Annotated in this window: 16 protein-coding genes and 3 riboswitches; of the genes, 7 read left to right on the top strand and 9 right to left on the bottom strand. The window is 40.8% G+C overall.

The window, feature by feature from the left end; genetic code table 11:
* Positions 1-211: hypothetical protein (locus WFH04_RS13420; RefSeq protein ID WP_336824567.1), on the top strand; the 211-nt coding region annotated here is incomplete at its 5' end.
* Between the two features lie 56 nt (positions 212-267).
* Here WFH04_RS13420 and WFH04_RS13425 read toward each other — a convergent pair.
* The 7 genes from WFH04_RS13425 to WFH04_RS13455 form a co-directional block, all read right to left on the bottom strand.
* Positions 268-1602 carry an NCS2 family permease gene (locus WFH04_RS13425; protein ID WP_336824568.1) on the bottom strand — a complete coding sequence of 445 codons (1335 nt, stop codon included), beginning with the start codon at positions 1600-1602 and terminating at the stop codon, positions 268-270.
* A 324-nt stretch (positions 1603-1926) separates the two neighbouring features.
* Positions 1927-2028: riboswitch (purine riboswitch) on the bottom strand.
* Between the two features lie 17 nt (positions 2029-2045).
* Complete coding sequence (gene guaA / locus WFH04_RS13430) at positions 2046-3593, bottom strand: glutamine-hydrolyzing GMP synthase (RefSeq protein WP_336824569.1); 1548 nt, start codon at positions 3591-3593, stop codon at positions 2046-2048.
* 109 nt (positions 3594-3702) lie between these two features.
* Positions 3703-3804: riboswitch (purine riboswitch) on the bottom strand.
* Positions 3805-3837: 33 nt separating this feature from the next.
* Entirely contained in the window at positions 3838-6039 is a 2202-nt protein-coding gene (locus WFH04_RS13435; RefSeq protein ID WP_336824570.1) for a transglutaminaseTgpA domain-containing protein, read from the bottom strand.
* Entirely contained in the window at positions 6039-7244 is a 1206-nt protein-coding gene (locus tag WFH04_RS13440; RefSeq protein ID WP_336824571.1) for a DUF58 domain-containing protein, read from the bottom strand. The genes WFH04_RS13435 and WFH04_RS13440 overlap by 1 nt, the downstream gene beginning before the upstream one ends.
* Complete coding sequence (locus WFH04_RS13445; protein ID WP_336824572.1) at positions 7241-8191, bottom strand: AAA family ATPase; 951 nt, start codon at positions 8189-8191, stop codon at positions 7241-7243. The genes WFH04_RS13440 and WFH04_RS13445 overlap by 4 nt, the downstream gene beginning before the upstream one ends.
* A 368-nt stretch (positions 8192-8559) precedes the next feature.
* On the bottom strand, positions 8560-9384 hold the full coding sequence (gene nadE, locus WFH04_RS13450) for an ammonia-dependent NAD(+) synthetase (RefSeq protein ID WP_336824573.1): 825 nt from the start codon (positions 9382-9384) through the stop codon (positions 8560-8562).
* 13 nt (positions 9385-9397) lie between these two features.
* On the bottom strand, positions 9398-10867 hold the full coding sequence (locus tag WFH04_RS13455) for a nicotinate phosphoribosyltransferase (protein WP_336824574.1): 1470 nt from the start codon (positions 10865-10867) through the stop codon (positions 9398-9400).
* A gap of 190 nt (positions 10868-11057) precedes the next feature.
* On the opposite strand from WFH04_RS13455, the gene WFH04_RS13460 reads away from it, so the two are divergent.
* From WFH04_RS13460 to WFH04_RS13475, 4 genes are all read left to right on the top strand, one after another.
* A complete protein-coding gene (locus tag WFH04_RS13460; protein ID WP_336824575.1) occupies positions 11058-11783 on the top strand; it encodes an ABC transporter ATP-binding protein in 726 nt (241 codons plus the stop codon).
* A 189-nt stretch (positions 11784-11972) separates the two neighbouring features.
* On the top strand, positions 11973-12542 hold the full coding sequence (locus WFH04_RS13465; protein WP_336824576.1) for a site-specific integrase: 570 nt from the start codon (positions 11973-11975) through the stop codon (positions 12540-12542).
* 315 nt (positions 12543-12857) lie between these two features.
* Positions 12858-13688, top strand: a complete 831-nt coding sequence (locus WFH04_RS13470) for a DUF6973 domain-containing protein (protein WP_336824577.1) — start codon at positions 12858-12860, stop codon at positions 13686-13688.
* Positions 13685-14164 carry a hypothetical protein gene (locus WFH04_RS13475; RefSeq protein WP_336824578.1) on the top strand — a complete coding sequence of 160 codons (480 nt, stop codon included), beginning with the start codon at positions 13685-13687 and terminating at the stop codon, positions 14162-14164. The genes WFH04_RS13470 and WFH04_RS13475 overlap by 4 nt, the downstream gene beginning before the upstream one ends.
* A 139-nt stretch (positions 14165-14303) precedes the next feature.
* Here WFH04_RS13475 and WFH04_RS13480 read toward each other — a convergent pair whose 3' ends face one another.
* Both WFH04_RS13480 and WFH04_RS13485 read right to left on the bottom strand, forming a co-directional pair.
* Positions 14304-14618, bottom strand: coding sequence for a DMT family transporter (locus WFH04_RS13480; RefSeq protein WP_336824579.1), 315 nt, complete (start codon positions 14616-14618; stop codon positions 14304-14306).
* Between the two features lies 1 nt (position 14619).
* The gene (locus WFH04_RS13485) at positions 14620-14952 is read right to left on the bottom strand and encodes a DMT family transporter (protein WP_336824580.1); all 333 of its coding nucleotides are present in this window, start codon (positions 14950-14952) and stop codon (positions 14620-14622) included.
* A gap of 134 nt (positions 14953-15086) precedes the next feature.
* Positions 15087-15192: riboswitch (SAM riboswitch) on the top strand.
* An 87-nt stretch (positions 15193-15279) separates the two neighbouring features.
* Between WFH04_RS13485 and WFH04_RS13490 the strand changes: the two genes are divergently transcribed.
* Both WFH04_RS13490 and WFH04_RS13495 read left to right on the top strand, forming a co-directional pair.
* The gene (locus tag WFH04_RS13490; protein WP_336824581.1) at positions 15280-16410 is read left to right on the top strand and encodes a methionine biosynthesis PLP-dependent protein; all 1131 of its coding nucleotides are present in this window, start codon (positions 15280-15282) and stop codon (positions 16408-16410) included.
* A 33-nt stretch (positions 16411-16443) separates the two neighbouring features.
* Entirely contained in the window at positions 16444-17193 is a 750-nt protein-coding gene (locus WFH04_RS13495) for a cyclase family protein (protein ID WP_336824582.1), read from the top strand.
* Positions 17194-17273 lie beyond the last annotated feature (80 nt).

Raw genomic sequence — 17273 nt, forward strand, 5'->3', positions numbered from 1 at the left:
TGTTAAGATGTCAATTTCGAATCCGAAGATTCGTTTTGTCTCTTCCGCCGACGGGGTCGGCTTTGAGACTTTATTTGTTGACGTTTTGCTGTTCAGTTTTCAAGGTTCATTTGTTTGTCATTCACTGTCGGTTTTTGTTGTTCTCCCGACTGCTTTACTACTATATCAAATGTGTTTTAAAGTGTCAACAGTTTCATTGAACTTTTTTTGATTTCAATTAGAAAAGGAATGAAACCAGACGCGAACCTAATTTCATCCCATTAAAAACTACTTTATAAAAATGAAGTAAAGAATGAAGATAATAAAGAGACCATACATAATCGGATGAATTTCTTTTCTTCTACCACTCACAATCATTGTAATTGGGTAAAATATAAATCCGATTGCAATCCCAGTCGCAATGCTGTATGTCAATGGCATCGTAATAATAGTAAAGAAAGCTGGCACTGCGATTTCAAATTTAGACCATTCAATATTGCTTAAAGTCGAAACCATTAATACACCAACTATTATTAATGCGGGAGCAGTCACTTCTGGAGTGATGACGAACAATAGTGGTGAAAAGAATAACGATAGTAGAAACAAAACGCCAATTACAATAGAAGAAAACCCGGTTTTTGCTCCTGCTGCTACGCCTGCTGACGACTCGATATAGGAAGTAGTCGTTGAAGTACCCAAAATTGCCCCTGTGACAGTTGCCATTGAATCAGAGAGCAATGCTCTGCCCGCCCGTGGGAGCCGATCATTTTTCATCAATCCTGCCTGGTTCGCAACAGCTACTAATGTTCCAGCTGTATCAAAAAAATCGACAAAAAGAAATGTAATGACAACGACCCAAAACTGGGAAGTCATTAACGATGCTGGATTATTGAAAATTGCTTCGAATGCCGCCCCGAATGTCGGTTCCATACTTGGCACTTTATCTACAATTTTGTTTGGAACTTCAATTAAATGAACAATCATCCCTAAAACCGTCGTCAAAATCATCCCATAGAAGATAGCACCATTAATTTTCCGCACCATCATAATAACGGTTACGACTAAGCCAAAAATAGCTAATAATGTCGGTCCCGAGGATAAACTCCCTAACGTTACTAATGTATTTGGATCAGCGACTATAATATTGGCATTTTGAAATCCTAAAAAAGTAATAAACAGCCCTATCCCAGCACCTACTGCCAATTTAAGTTGGGCGGGGATTGCATTGATGATCATTTCCCGCAAGCCAGTAAGCGACAGAATGATAAAAATAATTCCTGAGAATAAAACTCCTGTTAATGCTGTTTCCCATGGGATCCTATGGCCTAATACGACAGAGAATGCAAAAAATGCACTCAATCCGATTCCAGGCGCTAAACCGATCGGATATTTTGCAATCAGCCCCATGAACAACGAACCGATCGCGGCAGAAACAGCAGTGGCGACAAATACTGCTCCTTTATCCATACGCATCGCTTCTGGCAAATCCGGCACTGCATCTAGCGAAAGCGTAAGAGGATTCACCGCCAAAATATAGGCCATCGCCAAAAACGTCGTTAAACCACCAATAATTTCCCTTCTATAACTCGTTCCCAACTTGTCAAATTCAAAGTATTTCTTCATATAAGCCTCTCTTTTAAATCAGATTGTCCAAAGAAAAAGGAAGTATACGCATAATCGTATACTTCCTCAGCTTGTTGACAAACGCTCGCATACTGCGTTGCTCGTCTCGCTCGTCCCCTCATGAACCTTAAGTTCTATTCGGGTCTTCGCTCGACTTCGCGCCTTGTCTGGCAAGCGTTTTCAAGCCAAGCTGGGCAAACACTTATCCCATAACTAAAAACCTTTAAAAGACTGTAGACAAAGTGAAAAAATACTTTGTCTACAGTCTGAGGAAGTATACGCATAATCGTATACTTCCTAAAAGCCATTCATCTAAAAGGAACAAGAGATCCTTAAAAAAATCGTAGTCGGAACATTTAAGGTGCTCCGGTAGAGACTTATGGGCCATATCCCCATGATTATACGATACCTCTATATTCAGTTGTTTTTCAAACCTTTACTTCTTATTCCCACTCGATTGTGCCAGGCGGTTTTGCCGTAATATCGTAGACAACCCGGTTCACATGATCAACCTCTGCCGTAATGCGGGAACTGATCTTTTCGAGAACGTCCCAAGGAACTCGCGCCCAGTCCGCTGTCATCCCATCGACTGAATGGACTGCACGGATACCGACCGCGTAATCATATGAACGTTTACCATCCCTTACGCCGACACTGCGAATATCAGGTAGAACTGCAAAGTACTGCCAAATCTCCCGATCTAAACCGGCTTTCGCAATTTCATCACGAAGAATCCAGTCTGCTTCACGGACGATATCTAATTTAGCTTCAGTAATTTCGCCTAACACACGGACGCCGAGACCAGGACCAGGGAATGGTTGGCGATGAACAATTTCAGAAGGAAGACCTAACGCAGCCCCAACTGCACGAACTTCATCCTTGAACAAGGCTTTCAAAGGCTCGATTAATTCGAACTCCATGTCCTCAGGCAATCCGCCTACATTATGATGCGATTTGATCGTTTCTGACGTTGCAGTACCGCTTTCAATGATGTCAGCGTAAATTGTTCCTTGTGCTAAAAAGTCGATTCCCTTTAGCTTTGCAGACTCTTCATCGAATACGTAAATAAATTCATTTCCAATCGTTTTTCGCTTTTGTTCAGGATCTGTTACACCTTTCAGCTTATCCAAAAAGCGTTTGCGTGCATCAACTTTCACAAAGTTCATATTGAATCGATTGCTGAATGTATCGACTACACTTTCAACCTCTCCCTTACGAAGAAGTCCATGGTCAACAAAAATACAAGTCAATTGATCGCCAATTGCACGGTGGATCAAAGCAGCTACAACAGAAGAGTCAACGCCGCCACTCAAAGCACATAATACTTTCTTATCTCCGACTTGTGCGCGGATTTTCTCTACCTCAATTTCAATGAAACGCTCCATTGTCCAGCTGTTTCCTGTTCCGCAAACTGCAGTTATAAATTGACGAAGCATTTCTTTTCCATTTTCGGTTTCTGGAGCTTCCGGATGGAAGAATAATCCGTACACATGCTTGTCCTCATTTTCGAAGGCTGCGACTGGACGAGCAACTGATGAAGCAACTGTCGTAAAGCCTGCTGGCAATTCGACTGCCTCCCCTTTGTCAACAAGCACAGTTTGTTGCGCTGCAAGGCCGTTAAATAATTTCGATTGGCCATTCACTTGCACTTCAGATGCTTCATCCATTTCATTCATAGAACTCATTTTACCGCCAAAATGTTTTGCAACAAGACGTGCACCCGCTGAGATACCTAAAATCGGCAAACCAAGTTCAAAGATTGAAGGATCGATACCTAAAGCTGACGCCTCTTCAAGCGAATTTGACCCGCCTGACAAAATGATGCCGACAGCATTCATTCCTTTAATTTCGTCAGCAGTTACCGTATGCGGATATAACTCACTATATACCCCTAATTCACGGATTGTCCGCGTTAAAAGCTGGTTATAAGAGTTTCCATAATCAATCACCACAATTTTTTCCTGTTCAATTAACAAAGGAGCAGTTGACAATCGATCCACCTCTTCCAATTAAATTCGATTTACCCTCAAAATCAGTAAAGACGCGTAAGAAAGGCCTTCTTTCCACGCGTCTCGACAATCTACAAATAGCAGGCATAGGCAGATCTATCCCTGCCATCATAGACAAGCCATTATCGGTGGCTTGGTAGAAACGTCCGAACCATATTATCAGACTTATATGAGGGCTTTATCGGTTTGTTCTTTTTTCATATCTTACTCTCGAATACGTCAAAAATCAACCCGTAGCCCTATTGATTAAATCTTCCCATATTTTCTGCAACACATGCCAGTCCTCAATATCCGTTTGGCCACCGTAGAGGCCCTTTTCATATTCCTTTGTAAGCATTGACATTTTATTTCCGCCAAAATACGTATCTACAGTCTTTGCATATTCCGACAAAGTCATCCCATTCGTCCGCTTTAAACCAAACCTTTCAAGTTGTTTCAGGAGGCTCTTATACTGCTTGACGAAAGAACGCCAATCTCCTTGTTCGGTTTTTAATGTTCGCAGTACAACTTTCGGGAGCCATTTGCCCCGGACGGAATAGAACTTCCAAATTGCAGATCCGATAATTAGCATACCTATCATAACGTACCATTTATTGTTATTGACCCACTTGCTTGCCGCTTCTACTACGGTGCTTACACCTTTTGAAGCTTTTGTAGGATCAATCCTCTGCTGCTCAGTTTTTTCCGGAAGCTCTTTTTCTCCCATATCGGGTGCCTCTGGGTCGGTAATATCTAAATCCAAGTCAAAGCGGATACCTGATAAATTCGAGAAGCCGATTGTTGGTTCAAACGGCATCCAACCGATCCCCGGCATATACGCTTCTACCCATGAATGGGCTTCGTTATTCGTAATCGTATGTTCTCGTTCGCCTCTGCTATTCAATTTGGATTCACCAGGAGCAAAACCTTTCACCCAACGGGCTGGAATGTCAACAGCCCGTAGCATAACGACCATCGAAGTGGAAAAGTTATCGCAATATCCATTTTTCGTTTCGAAAAGGAATTGATCTACATAATCTTCATTTCCTTTTGGGGTTGCGACATTATATTGGTCATAAGTGAACCCATTTCTTGCAAAATAACGTTCAATGGCCTTCGCTTTTTCGTAGACACTTTCCTCTTTCTCCGCTATAGACTTCGCCAATTCCCTTACACGGTCAGGAAGCTGTTCGGGTAATTGCAAGTACTGAGAAAAATTTTGGCGTTCTAATTCATAATCTGCCATTGAGGTTTCCCTTAACGCTTTCAAACTATACTCTGGTTCTTTCAATTCCGTCACGAAAGTGTCCAGAGCAATTTTCTCTCCATTGGCAACTGCCCAAAAACGTCCGGAATCCTCCTCGTTTAAGAGGACAACATCAGACCTCGTATTAATCTTTGTTGTTCCGTATGGATAAACTATGAACGGCAGAACTTCCGACATCTGTATTTCAGCCTGGACCGTTTTTCCCGCCATGTCCTCTGTTTCCAAGGAATCATTCGCAATCAATGTACCGGGAGCATAGATGGCTGGTTCTACCTCACCTGAGACTTGTTCCCAGCCTTTGGATGTGTACGTATTTTTCGTTTCAATTTTCCAATACTGTTTTTGTGGAACAGTCGCCTTAAACACAACAGTATCGTCCTTCGCAAACGGTCCGCCTAACTTTGAATCGTCGGGATCGTAACCGCTTTGCGCCATATATGCTCCGTTCCCTAGCCCCGCACCTTCTCCAGAAGCCATTGACTTAATGAACGGAACAGGATCTGGCCACGCAGGAGCTCGTTCAGGCATTAAACTCGCAAAGGCTCCACTAATTCCAACCGCAAATAGCATCGGCAATGACAGCAATGCAAAAAGTCTGCCTGACATTTGCCGTTCATGCTTTTCATATAGTTTCATAATGAACAAAAATCCGATGAGCAACAATCCTGAAACCATAATCCTAAAAATAGCGCCATCTGCCTCATACGGGCTAAATGTATCAAGAAAGGCAATGAAAACGACCGTCGCGGCATAGAACAATAAAATATTCTTTCTAACTTCTACCCAATGTCGAATTAAATAAATCGTCATCCAAAGCAAAACAAAAAACAGCAACGTCCGAAATGGATTCGTAATATTATCCCAATCTCCATTTGCAATCATGGAGACATTAGAAAATAAATTGGTAAACAGAATATTGATTTTCTGAATTGATAACAACGGCGTATGAAAATAAATAAAATGAAGAGACCAAAGAATATAGAAAGCCTTGATCGGAATCGAAAACCACCATCTCATACGAACAATGCCGATCAAAAAAGAGAGTGCGATAAATACGAGGAAAACCCCTAAATAGTTCGTATCTGTCAATGCCATTACAGGAAGCAACCATTCCCTTAGCAATAGAAATGACAAGGCATACATGAGCAACAAAAATCGTTTATCGAGCCTATCCTCCCCCATTACATCGCCTCCTCGCGAAAAGCATTCGCAAACTGCGTTTTTCTTAACGTTATTATTTTTACGCCCTTCATTCTCGCATATGATATGCGTTCAGACAGAGACTTCGGAACCCGCTTTCCCTCCCCTACAACAACGAAACAAATAATAGAGGAGTTTGCGCGTGTAGCGCCTCCTAAAGATTGCAAAATCTCCCAATCTGGACTTCCAGTAATAAAAACAATACTACCCCCAATCCTCATTGATGGTGTCCAATCCATCGAATGTGGTGGGCTCTCAACAGGCTCTATTTTTGCCAGATAGACAAGTAGATCATGAAGTTGCTCAGCCGAATGGATAAACGGATATTCAACTTTATGTTCACCAACAGAAATGAACGACACGTTCGCCTGCTGCTGGATCGCCTCTTTCACAAGGGAGGCTGCCAATTCGATCTGTTCCTCAAATTGCTCTGAAGCCCGTTCATCTAAAACAACTAATAAATCTTCAGATTGTCGGTCTTCGAATTCCTTCGTCATTAAGTTTTGAGTGCGTGCAAATGATTTCCAATGAATCCATGTGACACGGTCGCCTGCTTGATATTCCCGTACTCCTGTCGCCATTGTTGTATCTTTTATTAAAGTAAAAGGAGATGCAATCGCCCCTCGATCGTATTGCGCATCAAGCGACATATAATTCATTGGGACTGTTTTAGGAAAGACGATAATGCTCTCCCTTAACGGGATGAATGCAGTTTTGCGAATCCACCCGAAAAAGTCTGAGAGTTCTATATGGATGCCCTCAGTAATGTGCTGTCCCCTCGGCAACCGATCGATTTCATATGTCCATTCCACTTGTTTGCGCATACCGAATACAAATAGGTAGCTGGACTTGTTTTTCGCCCTTAATTCGATTTGATGGCTTCCCCATTTTTCAGTGACGATCGTATATAAAAGAGGAAAAGAAAATCTCCTTTTCAACGTAACTGTTACAGTAAGTTTACCGCCATTCTCAATATTTTTTGTAAGAATTTTGCGTTCAGCCGTAATCGTATTCATCGGATAAACAAATAGTGCAATCGAATACAAAATAAACGGAAATAAAATGTAAAAAATCGTCCAGCTTACTTTGCCCCCTTGGAACATCGCAAAACCATAAGCAGATAGCAAGATGCCGACAATAAAGACAAAACGACCCGTCATAGAAAGTAGTTTTTTGCTTTTTCTCATTTCAACCGAATCCGATCAATCGGGACACTCACCTTAGTTAAAATCCGCTCAATAATTTCGCTTTTCTCAATTCCTTCATATTTCGCTTCCGGACGCAAAATAATTCGATGGCTAAATACAAACGGGGCTAAATATTTTACATCATCTGGAGTTACATAGTTTCTTCCTTGAATTAACGCATACGCCTGACAAGACTTCATTAGCGCAAGGGATCCACGCGGACTGACGCCTAAATAGACATATGGATGAGTCCGGGTTTCAGCTGCGCATTCAACAATATAAGACTTGACCGTACGATCGACATTGATATCCGCCACCGATCGCTGGAAGTTTCTTAATTCCTCTAAAGTGATGACAGGTTTCAGTTCATCAATCGGTTTCGATCGTTCAGCGCGATCCAACACTTCAATTTCCTCCAACCTTTTCGGATAGCCCATTTTTAGTTTAAATAGAAAACGGTCTAATTGAGCTTCCGGCAATGGATATGTGCCTTCGTATTCAATCGGATTTTGCGTCGCCATAACAAAAAAAGGTTGCGGAATTTGGAGTGTCTCTCCGTCAACTGTCACTGATGACTCTTCCATACTTTCTAATAGAGCAGCCTGCGTTTTTGGCGAGGTGCGGTTAATCTCATCGGCCAACACAATATTGCCGACAATTGGACCTGGACGGAATTCGAACTCCATCGCTTTCGGATTATAGATAGAAACGCCTAATACGTCAGAAGGCAATAAGTCAGGTGTAAATTGAATGCGTTTGAATGAAGCGCTTATTGATTTTGCTAACGCTTTCACCATCATCGTCTTGCCCACGCCTGGAACGTCTTCCAATAGCACGTGCCCACCCGCCAATAACGCGGTTACGCTTAGTTCGGCGATGTCTTGCTTGCCAATCATCACTTTAGAGATATTTGCTAAAACATCATCGATCAGTTGTGCATTCGTCATCTCAATTCCTCCAATACGTACTACTCTTGATAATTGCGCCACGGTGTTTTTAAGCATTTTATCACATTTGTTAAACTTCTAAATACGGGACGTCCGCCGGAGCTTTTTTTATTCAGCAGCTTAAATTCTACTGGCCTATACGATTCTTCCTATACTATTGCCTACAAGAGCGCAATCTTATGCCGAAGTACAGATAACATGTCCGAAAATTGACAAAATGTAACTCCATAATACCGTAATAACGAAACTCCTACAACAGCGATGGCTTGCTTGTAAGGTACACATTAGTTCAAACGATCATAAGTACCAACAGTCCAATTATAATAAAACCCCCTGACATTATCATCTACATGTCAGAGGGTTTCGCATTATTTCCAAAAACTATCAAAAACTGTAATTGGCATATGCCGTTTGTGAGCAGAGCGGAGATACAGTGCTTCAATTGTCTTTCTCGCCTTTTCATCCACTTGCTTGCCTTCTAAAAAATCATCAATTTCATCATATGTGACACCTAACGCGACTTCATCCGGAAGTGCGGGACGGTCTTCTTCCAAGTCTGCGGTCGGTATCTTAGTGTATAAATGTTCCGGACATCCTAATGCCTTCAGCAATTCACGACCTTGTCTTTTATTCAGACGGAAAATTGGCATGAGATCTGCGCCCCCATCGCCAAACTTCGTATAAAATCCGGTTAATGCCTCCGCTGCCTGATCTGTCCCCAAGACGACACAACCGTGCGCTGCGCCGATTGAATATTGGACTTTCATCCGTTCACGCGCTTTTTCGTTTCCCTTTGAATAATCGGATAGGATGACTCCTGCCTTTGCCAATGAAGCTTCACTTGCATCGACCGCTTCCTTAATATCTACCGTATAGATCAATGACGGCTTTATAAATTGAAGGGCGTCTTGACAGTCATCTTCATCGAATTGGCTTCCGTAAGGCAGACGGACTGCTATAAACTTATATCGGTCCGACCCGTCTTCCTCGTTTAGTTCATCGACAGCCATTTGCGCTAATTTCCCTACAAGCGTTGAGTCTTGACCTCCAGAGATGCCAAGGACAAAACCATTGATAAATGTATTCTTTTTCGCATACTCCTTCATAAAGTCAATCGACTTTCGAATCTCTTCCTCGGGATTAATTGTCGGCTTCACTTTCAATGCTTCGATAATTTCCTGCTGAAGTGTCAAAGCCATTCCCTCCTTATCGTAACGAATAGGCATCTACTTTTTCCTTCACTTCTTGGATGTTGCGCATCTTGTTATCCCAGCATTTCTGGCTAAGGTCAACAGGGTATTCCTCTGGGTTCAATGAACGTTTGTATTCATCCCAGAGCAAGTTTAAGTTGCTCTGAGCATATGCTCGCATTTCATTCAGCGTCGGATTCTTATAGATGATGTTTCCTTTTTCTACTACTTGTACATGTAAATTCACCGCGTCAAAATTTGTTACAAACTTCGAAATGAATGTATGGACAGGATGGAACATCTTAATGCGCTCTTCATCTTGCGGATTTTCGTCGCACATCGTTATATAATCGCCTTGAGCTTTGCCGTTCTCTCGGTCGATAATGCGATACAGTTTTTTCTGTCCAGGTGTTGTCACTTTTTCAGCGTTTGAAGAAATTTTAATCGTGTCTTCCATTTCTCCATGTTCATTTTCAATCGATACGATTTTATATACCGCCCCTAAAGCTGGCTGATCGTACGCGGTAATGAGTTTCGTACCGATCCCCCATACATCCACCTTTGCTCCTTGGGCCTTCAAGTTTAAAATCGTATATTCATCTAAATCATTTGAAACGATCACTTTTGCATCCTTAAAACCGGCTTCGTCAAGCATCCTTCGTGTTTCTTTTGATAAAAACGCAATATCTCCGCTATCCAAACGTACACCTACAAAATTGATTTTATCCCCCAACTCTTTCGCCACCTGAATCGCTGTAGGTACACCTATTTTTAATGTATTGTACGTGTCGACTAAAAAGACGCAATCTTTATGGCGCTTTGCATACGAATGAAAAGCTTCATATTCACTCTTATACGCTTGGACCATTGCATGAGCGTGAGTTCCTGCAACTGGAATGCCGAAACGTTTACCTGCGCGCACATTGCTCGTCGCTTCCACTCCGCCGATTACAGCAGCACGCGCTCCCCACATCGCAGCATCCATTTCATGGGCTCGGCGGCTGCCGAATTCCATCACAACTTCATCTTTTACAACTTGCTTAATGCGGCTCGCTTTCGTTGCAATTAACGTTTGGAAATTCACGATATTCAGCAATGCCGTTTCTACTAATTGCGCTTCTGCCAACGTCGTCTCTACCCTTAAAATTGGCTCATTTGCAAAGACTAGTTCCCCTTCAACCATCGAATAAACATCTCCGGTAAAACGGACATCCTTCAAATATTCAAGAAAATCTTCTTTATATCCTAATTCTTCCCTTAAATATGCAATGTCGCTTTCACTAAAACGGAATCCTTTTAAATAATCCAAAATACGTTCCAACCCGGCAAACACTGCATAGCCATTTCCGAATGGCAAATTTCTGAAAAACAATTCGAAAACCGCTTTGCGTTCATGAATACCATCCGCCCAATAAGATTCTGTCATATTGATTTGATAAAGATCCGTATGTAAAGCTAAACTGTCATCTGCATATTTCGTGCTCATTGCCTATCCCTTCTTCCACAATCATCTGTTGTTCTCAGTATACACTATTTACCCTAAAAAAAAGGCGAATATGCCCCTAACTAGCCTGAACCATTATGCCTATCATAGCCCCATTTAATACGTCTTCACTATAATTGATCGGCATGTGATAGAATAGCGAAAGGAAATCTTTCAAAGAGGTGCTTTTTATATGTTAGATGTGCCTAACGAACATGCTCTACGATTTCAAGATGTCAGTTTTACCATTGATCGCAAACCGATCATCCAAGGAATAACAGGCGTTTTCCCAAAGAGGAAAATTACTGCATTAGTCGGTCCATCTGGTGCCGGAAAAACAACGCTACTCAAGTTATGCAATAACTTGTTGACGCCTACCAGCGGTGTGATTTATATGAAAGGCAAACCTTTGAACGAACTTGACCCAAGGAATGTGCGGAAGCAAGTTGGCATTGTTCTGCAAAATTCTCCAATTATTCAAGGCTCGGTTTATGAAAACTTATCCTTGCCTGCCCGATTGCATGGCGAAACATTATCGAAAAAAACAGCAAAGAATCTTTTATTACAAGTCGGCTTGGATGCTGAAATCCTCCAGCAGGACGCTCAAAGTTTATCTGGTGGACAACGCCAAAAACTATCGATTGCAAGAACATTAGTCAATCAATCGACGATCTTATTATTGGATGAAATCACCTCTTCCTTAGATCGCAATTCTGCTCGTGACATCGAAGAACTAATCTTCCGCCTTAACCGGACAGATCGTATATCAGTCGTTTGGATCACTCATAATTTGGAGCAAGCCATCAGAATCGCCGATCATGTATGGGTAATGATGGACGGTAAGTTGGTCGCTGAAGGTGCGAGCGATCTATTAACTTCTCCTGCAAATTATAGAGTCAAGCTTTCTCTTCCTCAATGAATGAGACACAATGTAAATATGTTAAATTCGATAAAACAGCTCAATCCCTTATGCTTCAAGGGATTAAGCTGTTTTTTATTCCTGCATTTTTTTCGTTTTCAATTTGAATCTAACACAACATATGTTACAATTATATTATGTTAGGTTGATACTTGTACGGTGAAATACATAAGGAGGTCTACTGGAAGCATGAAATTCGTTGAACCGATTCGGGATCTCAATAAGATTAGCAGCATGAAAAAAATTCTTTTTGCACAAAGCGAAAGGAACTATCTTTTATTTACGATTGGCATCAATTCACCCTATCGTATTTCTGATTTAATCAGGATACAATTCAAACATATATTAGATCATAAAAACAGTGTGCGTTCGCACTTAATTTTAATTGAACAAAAAACAGGGAAGGAAAATAAGGTGGCCCTTTCCAAAGGGGTCAAAAAAGCGATTGAGGCATATGCTAGCCAATATTATGAAGGGGATCCGGAAGCCTATTTATTCAGGAGCCGAAAAGGGACGAATCAAGCGATTAGTCGGGTCCAGGCCTGGACCATCATTAGTGATGCAGCGAAAGAGTTAGGGATTGAAAATATAGGAACGCATTCACTTCGCAAAACGTTTGGTTATCATCAGATTAAACGGGGTACGAATATTACTCTCTTGATGAAGATGTTTAACCATAGTTCTGAGAGTGTTACGTTACGGTATATAGGTATTACACAGGATGATATGGATGCGGCTATTCAAGCTTTGGACCTTTAACACGATGTAACCTAGTCAAATAGGAGGGAAAAGATGGCCAGAGGAAATAGACAATTAAAAGCCGAAAATGAAAAGTTTTGCGGACAAGATAAAAGAGAAATTCATTGATGAAATAGAACCGGTGTAGCAAACGCTACACCGGTTCTATTTCATAGTTTAGATAATCGCAAAAAAACAGCCCATTCATTTAAATTGCACCAATGAGTTAACCAAATAATACTTGACGTTAACTCATTGGCGGTATAATATTACTCATAATACTAAGTAAGGTCCTTTTATACATATAAGGATTACTTGGAAAAAGGAGAGAAAAATATGAAAAACAAACTTTTATCAACGGGTTTAGCTGTAGCTGTCATTACATTAATGTCTACTAGTGTGAATGCTTTGGCACTTGAATCAACGTCTAACAATTTGAAAAACGACTTCAATTATATTGAAGTATCAAAGCAAGATCTTGACTATGCTTCAATAGTCGAAAAGCTAGATATTGATAGTTTGGAGAGGTACTCTCGAGAAATGCAAAATGAAAACCCTACCTTTTCAGAAGATGAATTGAATAATTTGTTAAAGGTTGAAGTAATAAAACGAGGTATTGAATCAAACATTATCAACGCAGATGGAGAATTAATAAATGCAAGTCCAGATATTTCACCATACTCTTATGGTGACTTACCAATAATAAAAAACAAATTAGGTCCCAATGAAAAGAAAGTGTTTAATGAGAGCTTGGTGAAAGGTGTAGCTGTTCTATCTGCGGGTAATTTTGCTATGTATCATTATCAAAAGTATTATTCAGGTGGAGAAGATGATAATGCAGATGCGTTTAGACACTCTTTATGGATGGCTGTTTCTTCGGCTGGGGTTGCAGGTTCAGACTTTTCGCGGAGATTTGGAATAGCTCATGAAGATGACTTTCCAAGTTCTGCATTAGCAAGAAGTATGGATTTGAATAATAACAATGTTGGAATTAGTTATGGGCCTAAACTTGCACAATTCGCAGGTAATGCTGATTTGTTCGATAGAATGGCACTTCAGATGATAAATGAAGCTGTAAAAAATGGTGAAATGAAAAGATTCCGTGGAACTGATATTGGTGTGAAAACTTCTTTAGTAAAAACAAATAGTACAGGGGCTAAAAAATGAGTTTAAATTCCCAAAAACTTTTAAAGTACGTGTTTTTTTTCTCTTTGACAATAACAATAGCAGTCGTAGCGTACAATATATATAAAATAGATGAAAATGATGCGATTCGCTCAAAGATTAAACAAGAAGTTCAACAGAATGAATATGTTGATTTTGGTAAAGCAGTGAATGGCGATTGGGATAATATAATCTTAGTTTTCCCGTATACGGAAAAAGCTAAAATAAAGAAGGAATATGGAATTGATGTAAATCGAATCAACGACTTTTCAGTAGCATATCGAGAAGATCGTGTGCTTATTCTATTTTGTAAAGGAGAAAGCATTCAAAACTATGTTTATTGGGTTGGCAGTTTTTCATCAAGTGAAGATGAAAAATTATATGATTCCTTTCAGATTAAAAGAAAAGACGCCAAATTTAAAACAGATAAAAGTTCCAATAAAGGCATACCTTTAAATCTAATCCATGTAAGAGAATAATTGTTAGGATAAACATACTAAAATTAGTAGTACAAACTACTCAGAATCAGTGGGACGCTCTTCAATGACCGCATGCAATTATTGCGTACTATAGAAAAATAAAAAACGATGGAATGCCGCAACAGACATCCCATCGTTTTTATCCAAATACTTTTAGTCCTACCGCTCCTCCGATAATAAGCAGCAAAAATACAATCCTTTTCCATCCGGCAGATTCCTTAAAAAACAAAATGCCCATAAGCACTGCGCCTGCAGCTCCTAATCCAGTCCAAATCGCGTATGCTGTTCCCATCGGAATTTCGCGCATCGCCAAAGACAAAAAGAAGAAACCGGCGGAAAACGTGCAGATGATTGAAAGAAGCCAAACATAGTTCTTTTTCTGCAAATAAAGATTAATGCTCATCACGCCAAATATTTCTCCAAAACTGGCCAAAACTAAATATACCCATGCCACTTCAATCGCCCCCTTCATCTACAGGATCGACTGTCGTCATTTTAATACCAATTACACCGATTATAATGATACCGATAAATAATATTTTAATAAAAGAAAACTCCGCTCCGAAAAATAAAAAGTCTATCAGTACAATTGCAGCGGCGCCAGATCCAGTAAAAACAGCATATACCGTTCCAGAAGGCAATTTTTCACATGCTTTAATAATCGAATAAAAACTAATAATGATTGCAATGATTGTTCCTGCCCATTCTAACGGTGTCTCCGAATAACGCAGACCGATCACCCAGAACACTTCAACGACCGCTGCCAATAAAACATAAAGCCAAGCCATTCCATGACCTCCAAATCGTATCAAAATTGCATACCTACAGTATAGCAGAAACCTATAAAGAGATTTCTGAAAGAAGGCTTGCTAAATTTTCGAATATATGATAACTTTGGATAAATCAAAAATGCATAGCTTCATTCTTATCAAGAGAGACGGAGGGATTGGCCCGTAGAAGTCTCAGCAACCAGCCCGTATTGGTATGGTGCTAATTCCAAAAGGCAGATTCTGTCTTGAAGATAAGAAGATTGAATTCAACGACGATCACGCGTGTTGAGGCCCTCTTCTATCTTGGAAGGGGGCTTTTTATATGCAGCGAAAGGATGGGTTTCATTGACGAAAAGAAGTATACATACGAACTTAGTGCAATTGGGCAATCGAAGCGACAAAAAAACAGGTGCGGTCAATCCGCCAATCTATTTATCTACCGCATACAAACATGATGGTTTAGGACTTTCCACCGGCTATGACTATACTCGGACAAAAAATCCAACACGGACCATTTTAGAGGATGGCATCGCCCAATTGGAATCTGGTGATCAAGGCTATGCGTGCAGCTCAGGAATGGCTGCCATCCAATTAGTGCTTTCCCTATTTGCATCAGGCGACGAGCTGATTGCCCCCGATGATATTTACGGCGGCACATATCGGCTTTTCGAACAATATGCCACAAATTATAATATCCGTACCTCCTATGCTTCTTTCAAAACCGTAGAAGAAGTTGAACAACAAATTACGGAACAGACAAAAGCACTTTTCATTGAGACGCCAACGAACCCTTTAATGATAAAAATAAACATTGCATCATATGCTGAACTTGCGAAAAAACACGGACTTTACCTCATTGTCGACAATACATTTTTAACACCCTATTATCAGCGTCCTATTGAATTGGGAGCAGACATCGTCATCCATAGCGCCACTAAATATATCGGGGGCCATAATGATGTGTTGGCAGGATTAGTCGTTGCGAAAGGAGAAGCATTATGCGCGCAATTATTTGAACAACATAACGCCATCGGTGCAACCCTCTCTCCGTTCGATGCATTTTTAGTCATTCGCGGATTAAAAACATTACATGTGCGAATGAGACAGCATGATGCGAACGCAAAGGAAATTGCTGCCTATTTGGAAACTCATCCGCTTGTTACGGATGTGCTATATGCAGGTGTCGGAGGCATGCTGTCATTCCGGCTAAAAGAAAGCAGCTATGTCGACCCTTTCTTGAAAAACTTGAACTTAATTACGTTTGCAGAAAGTTTAGGAGGCGTGGAAAGCTTTATCACCTATCCGACAACGCAAACACACGCGGATATCCCCGTAGAAGAACGCGTGAAACGCGGTGTTGATGACCGTCTTCTACGCTTCTCTGTAGGGCTTGAAGAAGCGGAAGATCTGATCGAAGATTTGCACCAAGCGATCGACGCAGCTTATCAAGCAACGGAAACGGCAGTTCCCCGCTAAGGGTTCATTTAATTATGAAAGAGAGTGATTGCAATGACAGTAAAAGCGGAATCAGAAATTCAAGAAGCACTTCGTTTATTGAAAAGTAAAAAATGGGTTGATTTGACGCATACTTTCGGTCCGAATTCACCGCATTTTTTCATGTTCGATGACGCAGAATTTAAAACGCTGTTCACACATGACGATGGCTTTTTCGCACAAAACTTTTCGTTTTCTGGACAATACGGAACACATATTGATGCGCCAATCCATTTTGTGCGCGACACACGCTATTTGGAAGAGCTACAGCTGAAAGAATTAGTATTGCCTTTAGTCGTTATAGACAAATCCGCAGAAGCAGCAGCAAACAATGATTTCACATTATCTGTTCAAGATATTTTGGATTTCGAAGCTGTGCACGGAGAAATAGAAGAAGGCACCTTTGTTGCCCTTCGCACGGATTGGAGCAAAAGATGGCCCGACCACGAAGCATTTAATAACAAAGATGCCGATGGAAACAATCACATTCCCGGATGGGGTCCAGAAGCACTCAAATTACTATTCGAACATAGGAAAATCAAAGCTATCGGACACGAAACGTTCGATACCGACTCTGCAATTGATTTCCGCAAAAACGGTAAACTGATCGGTGAATATTATGTATTGGAGCAAGACACATACCAAATTGAACTAATGACGAATTTACATCTATTGCCAGCTAAAGGAGCAATCATCTTTAATATTGTTCCGAAGCCAGAAAAAGCATCGGGCTTCCCGGTTAGATCGTTTGCTATCCTTCCATAAAAAAGCCCGGTGCCCAGACTGTAGCCAAAGTGTTTTTTCACTTTGGCTACAGTCTTTTTAAGGTTCGTAGTCATGTGAGA

This window comes from Sporosarcina sp. USHLN248 (genome assembly GCF_037144575.1).
Classification (GTDB): domain Bacteria; phylum Bacillota; class Bacilli; order Bacillales_A; family Planococcaceae; genus Sporosarcina; species Sporosarcina contaminans.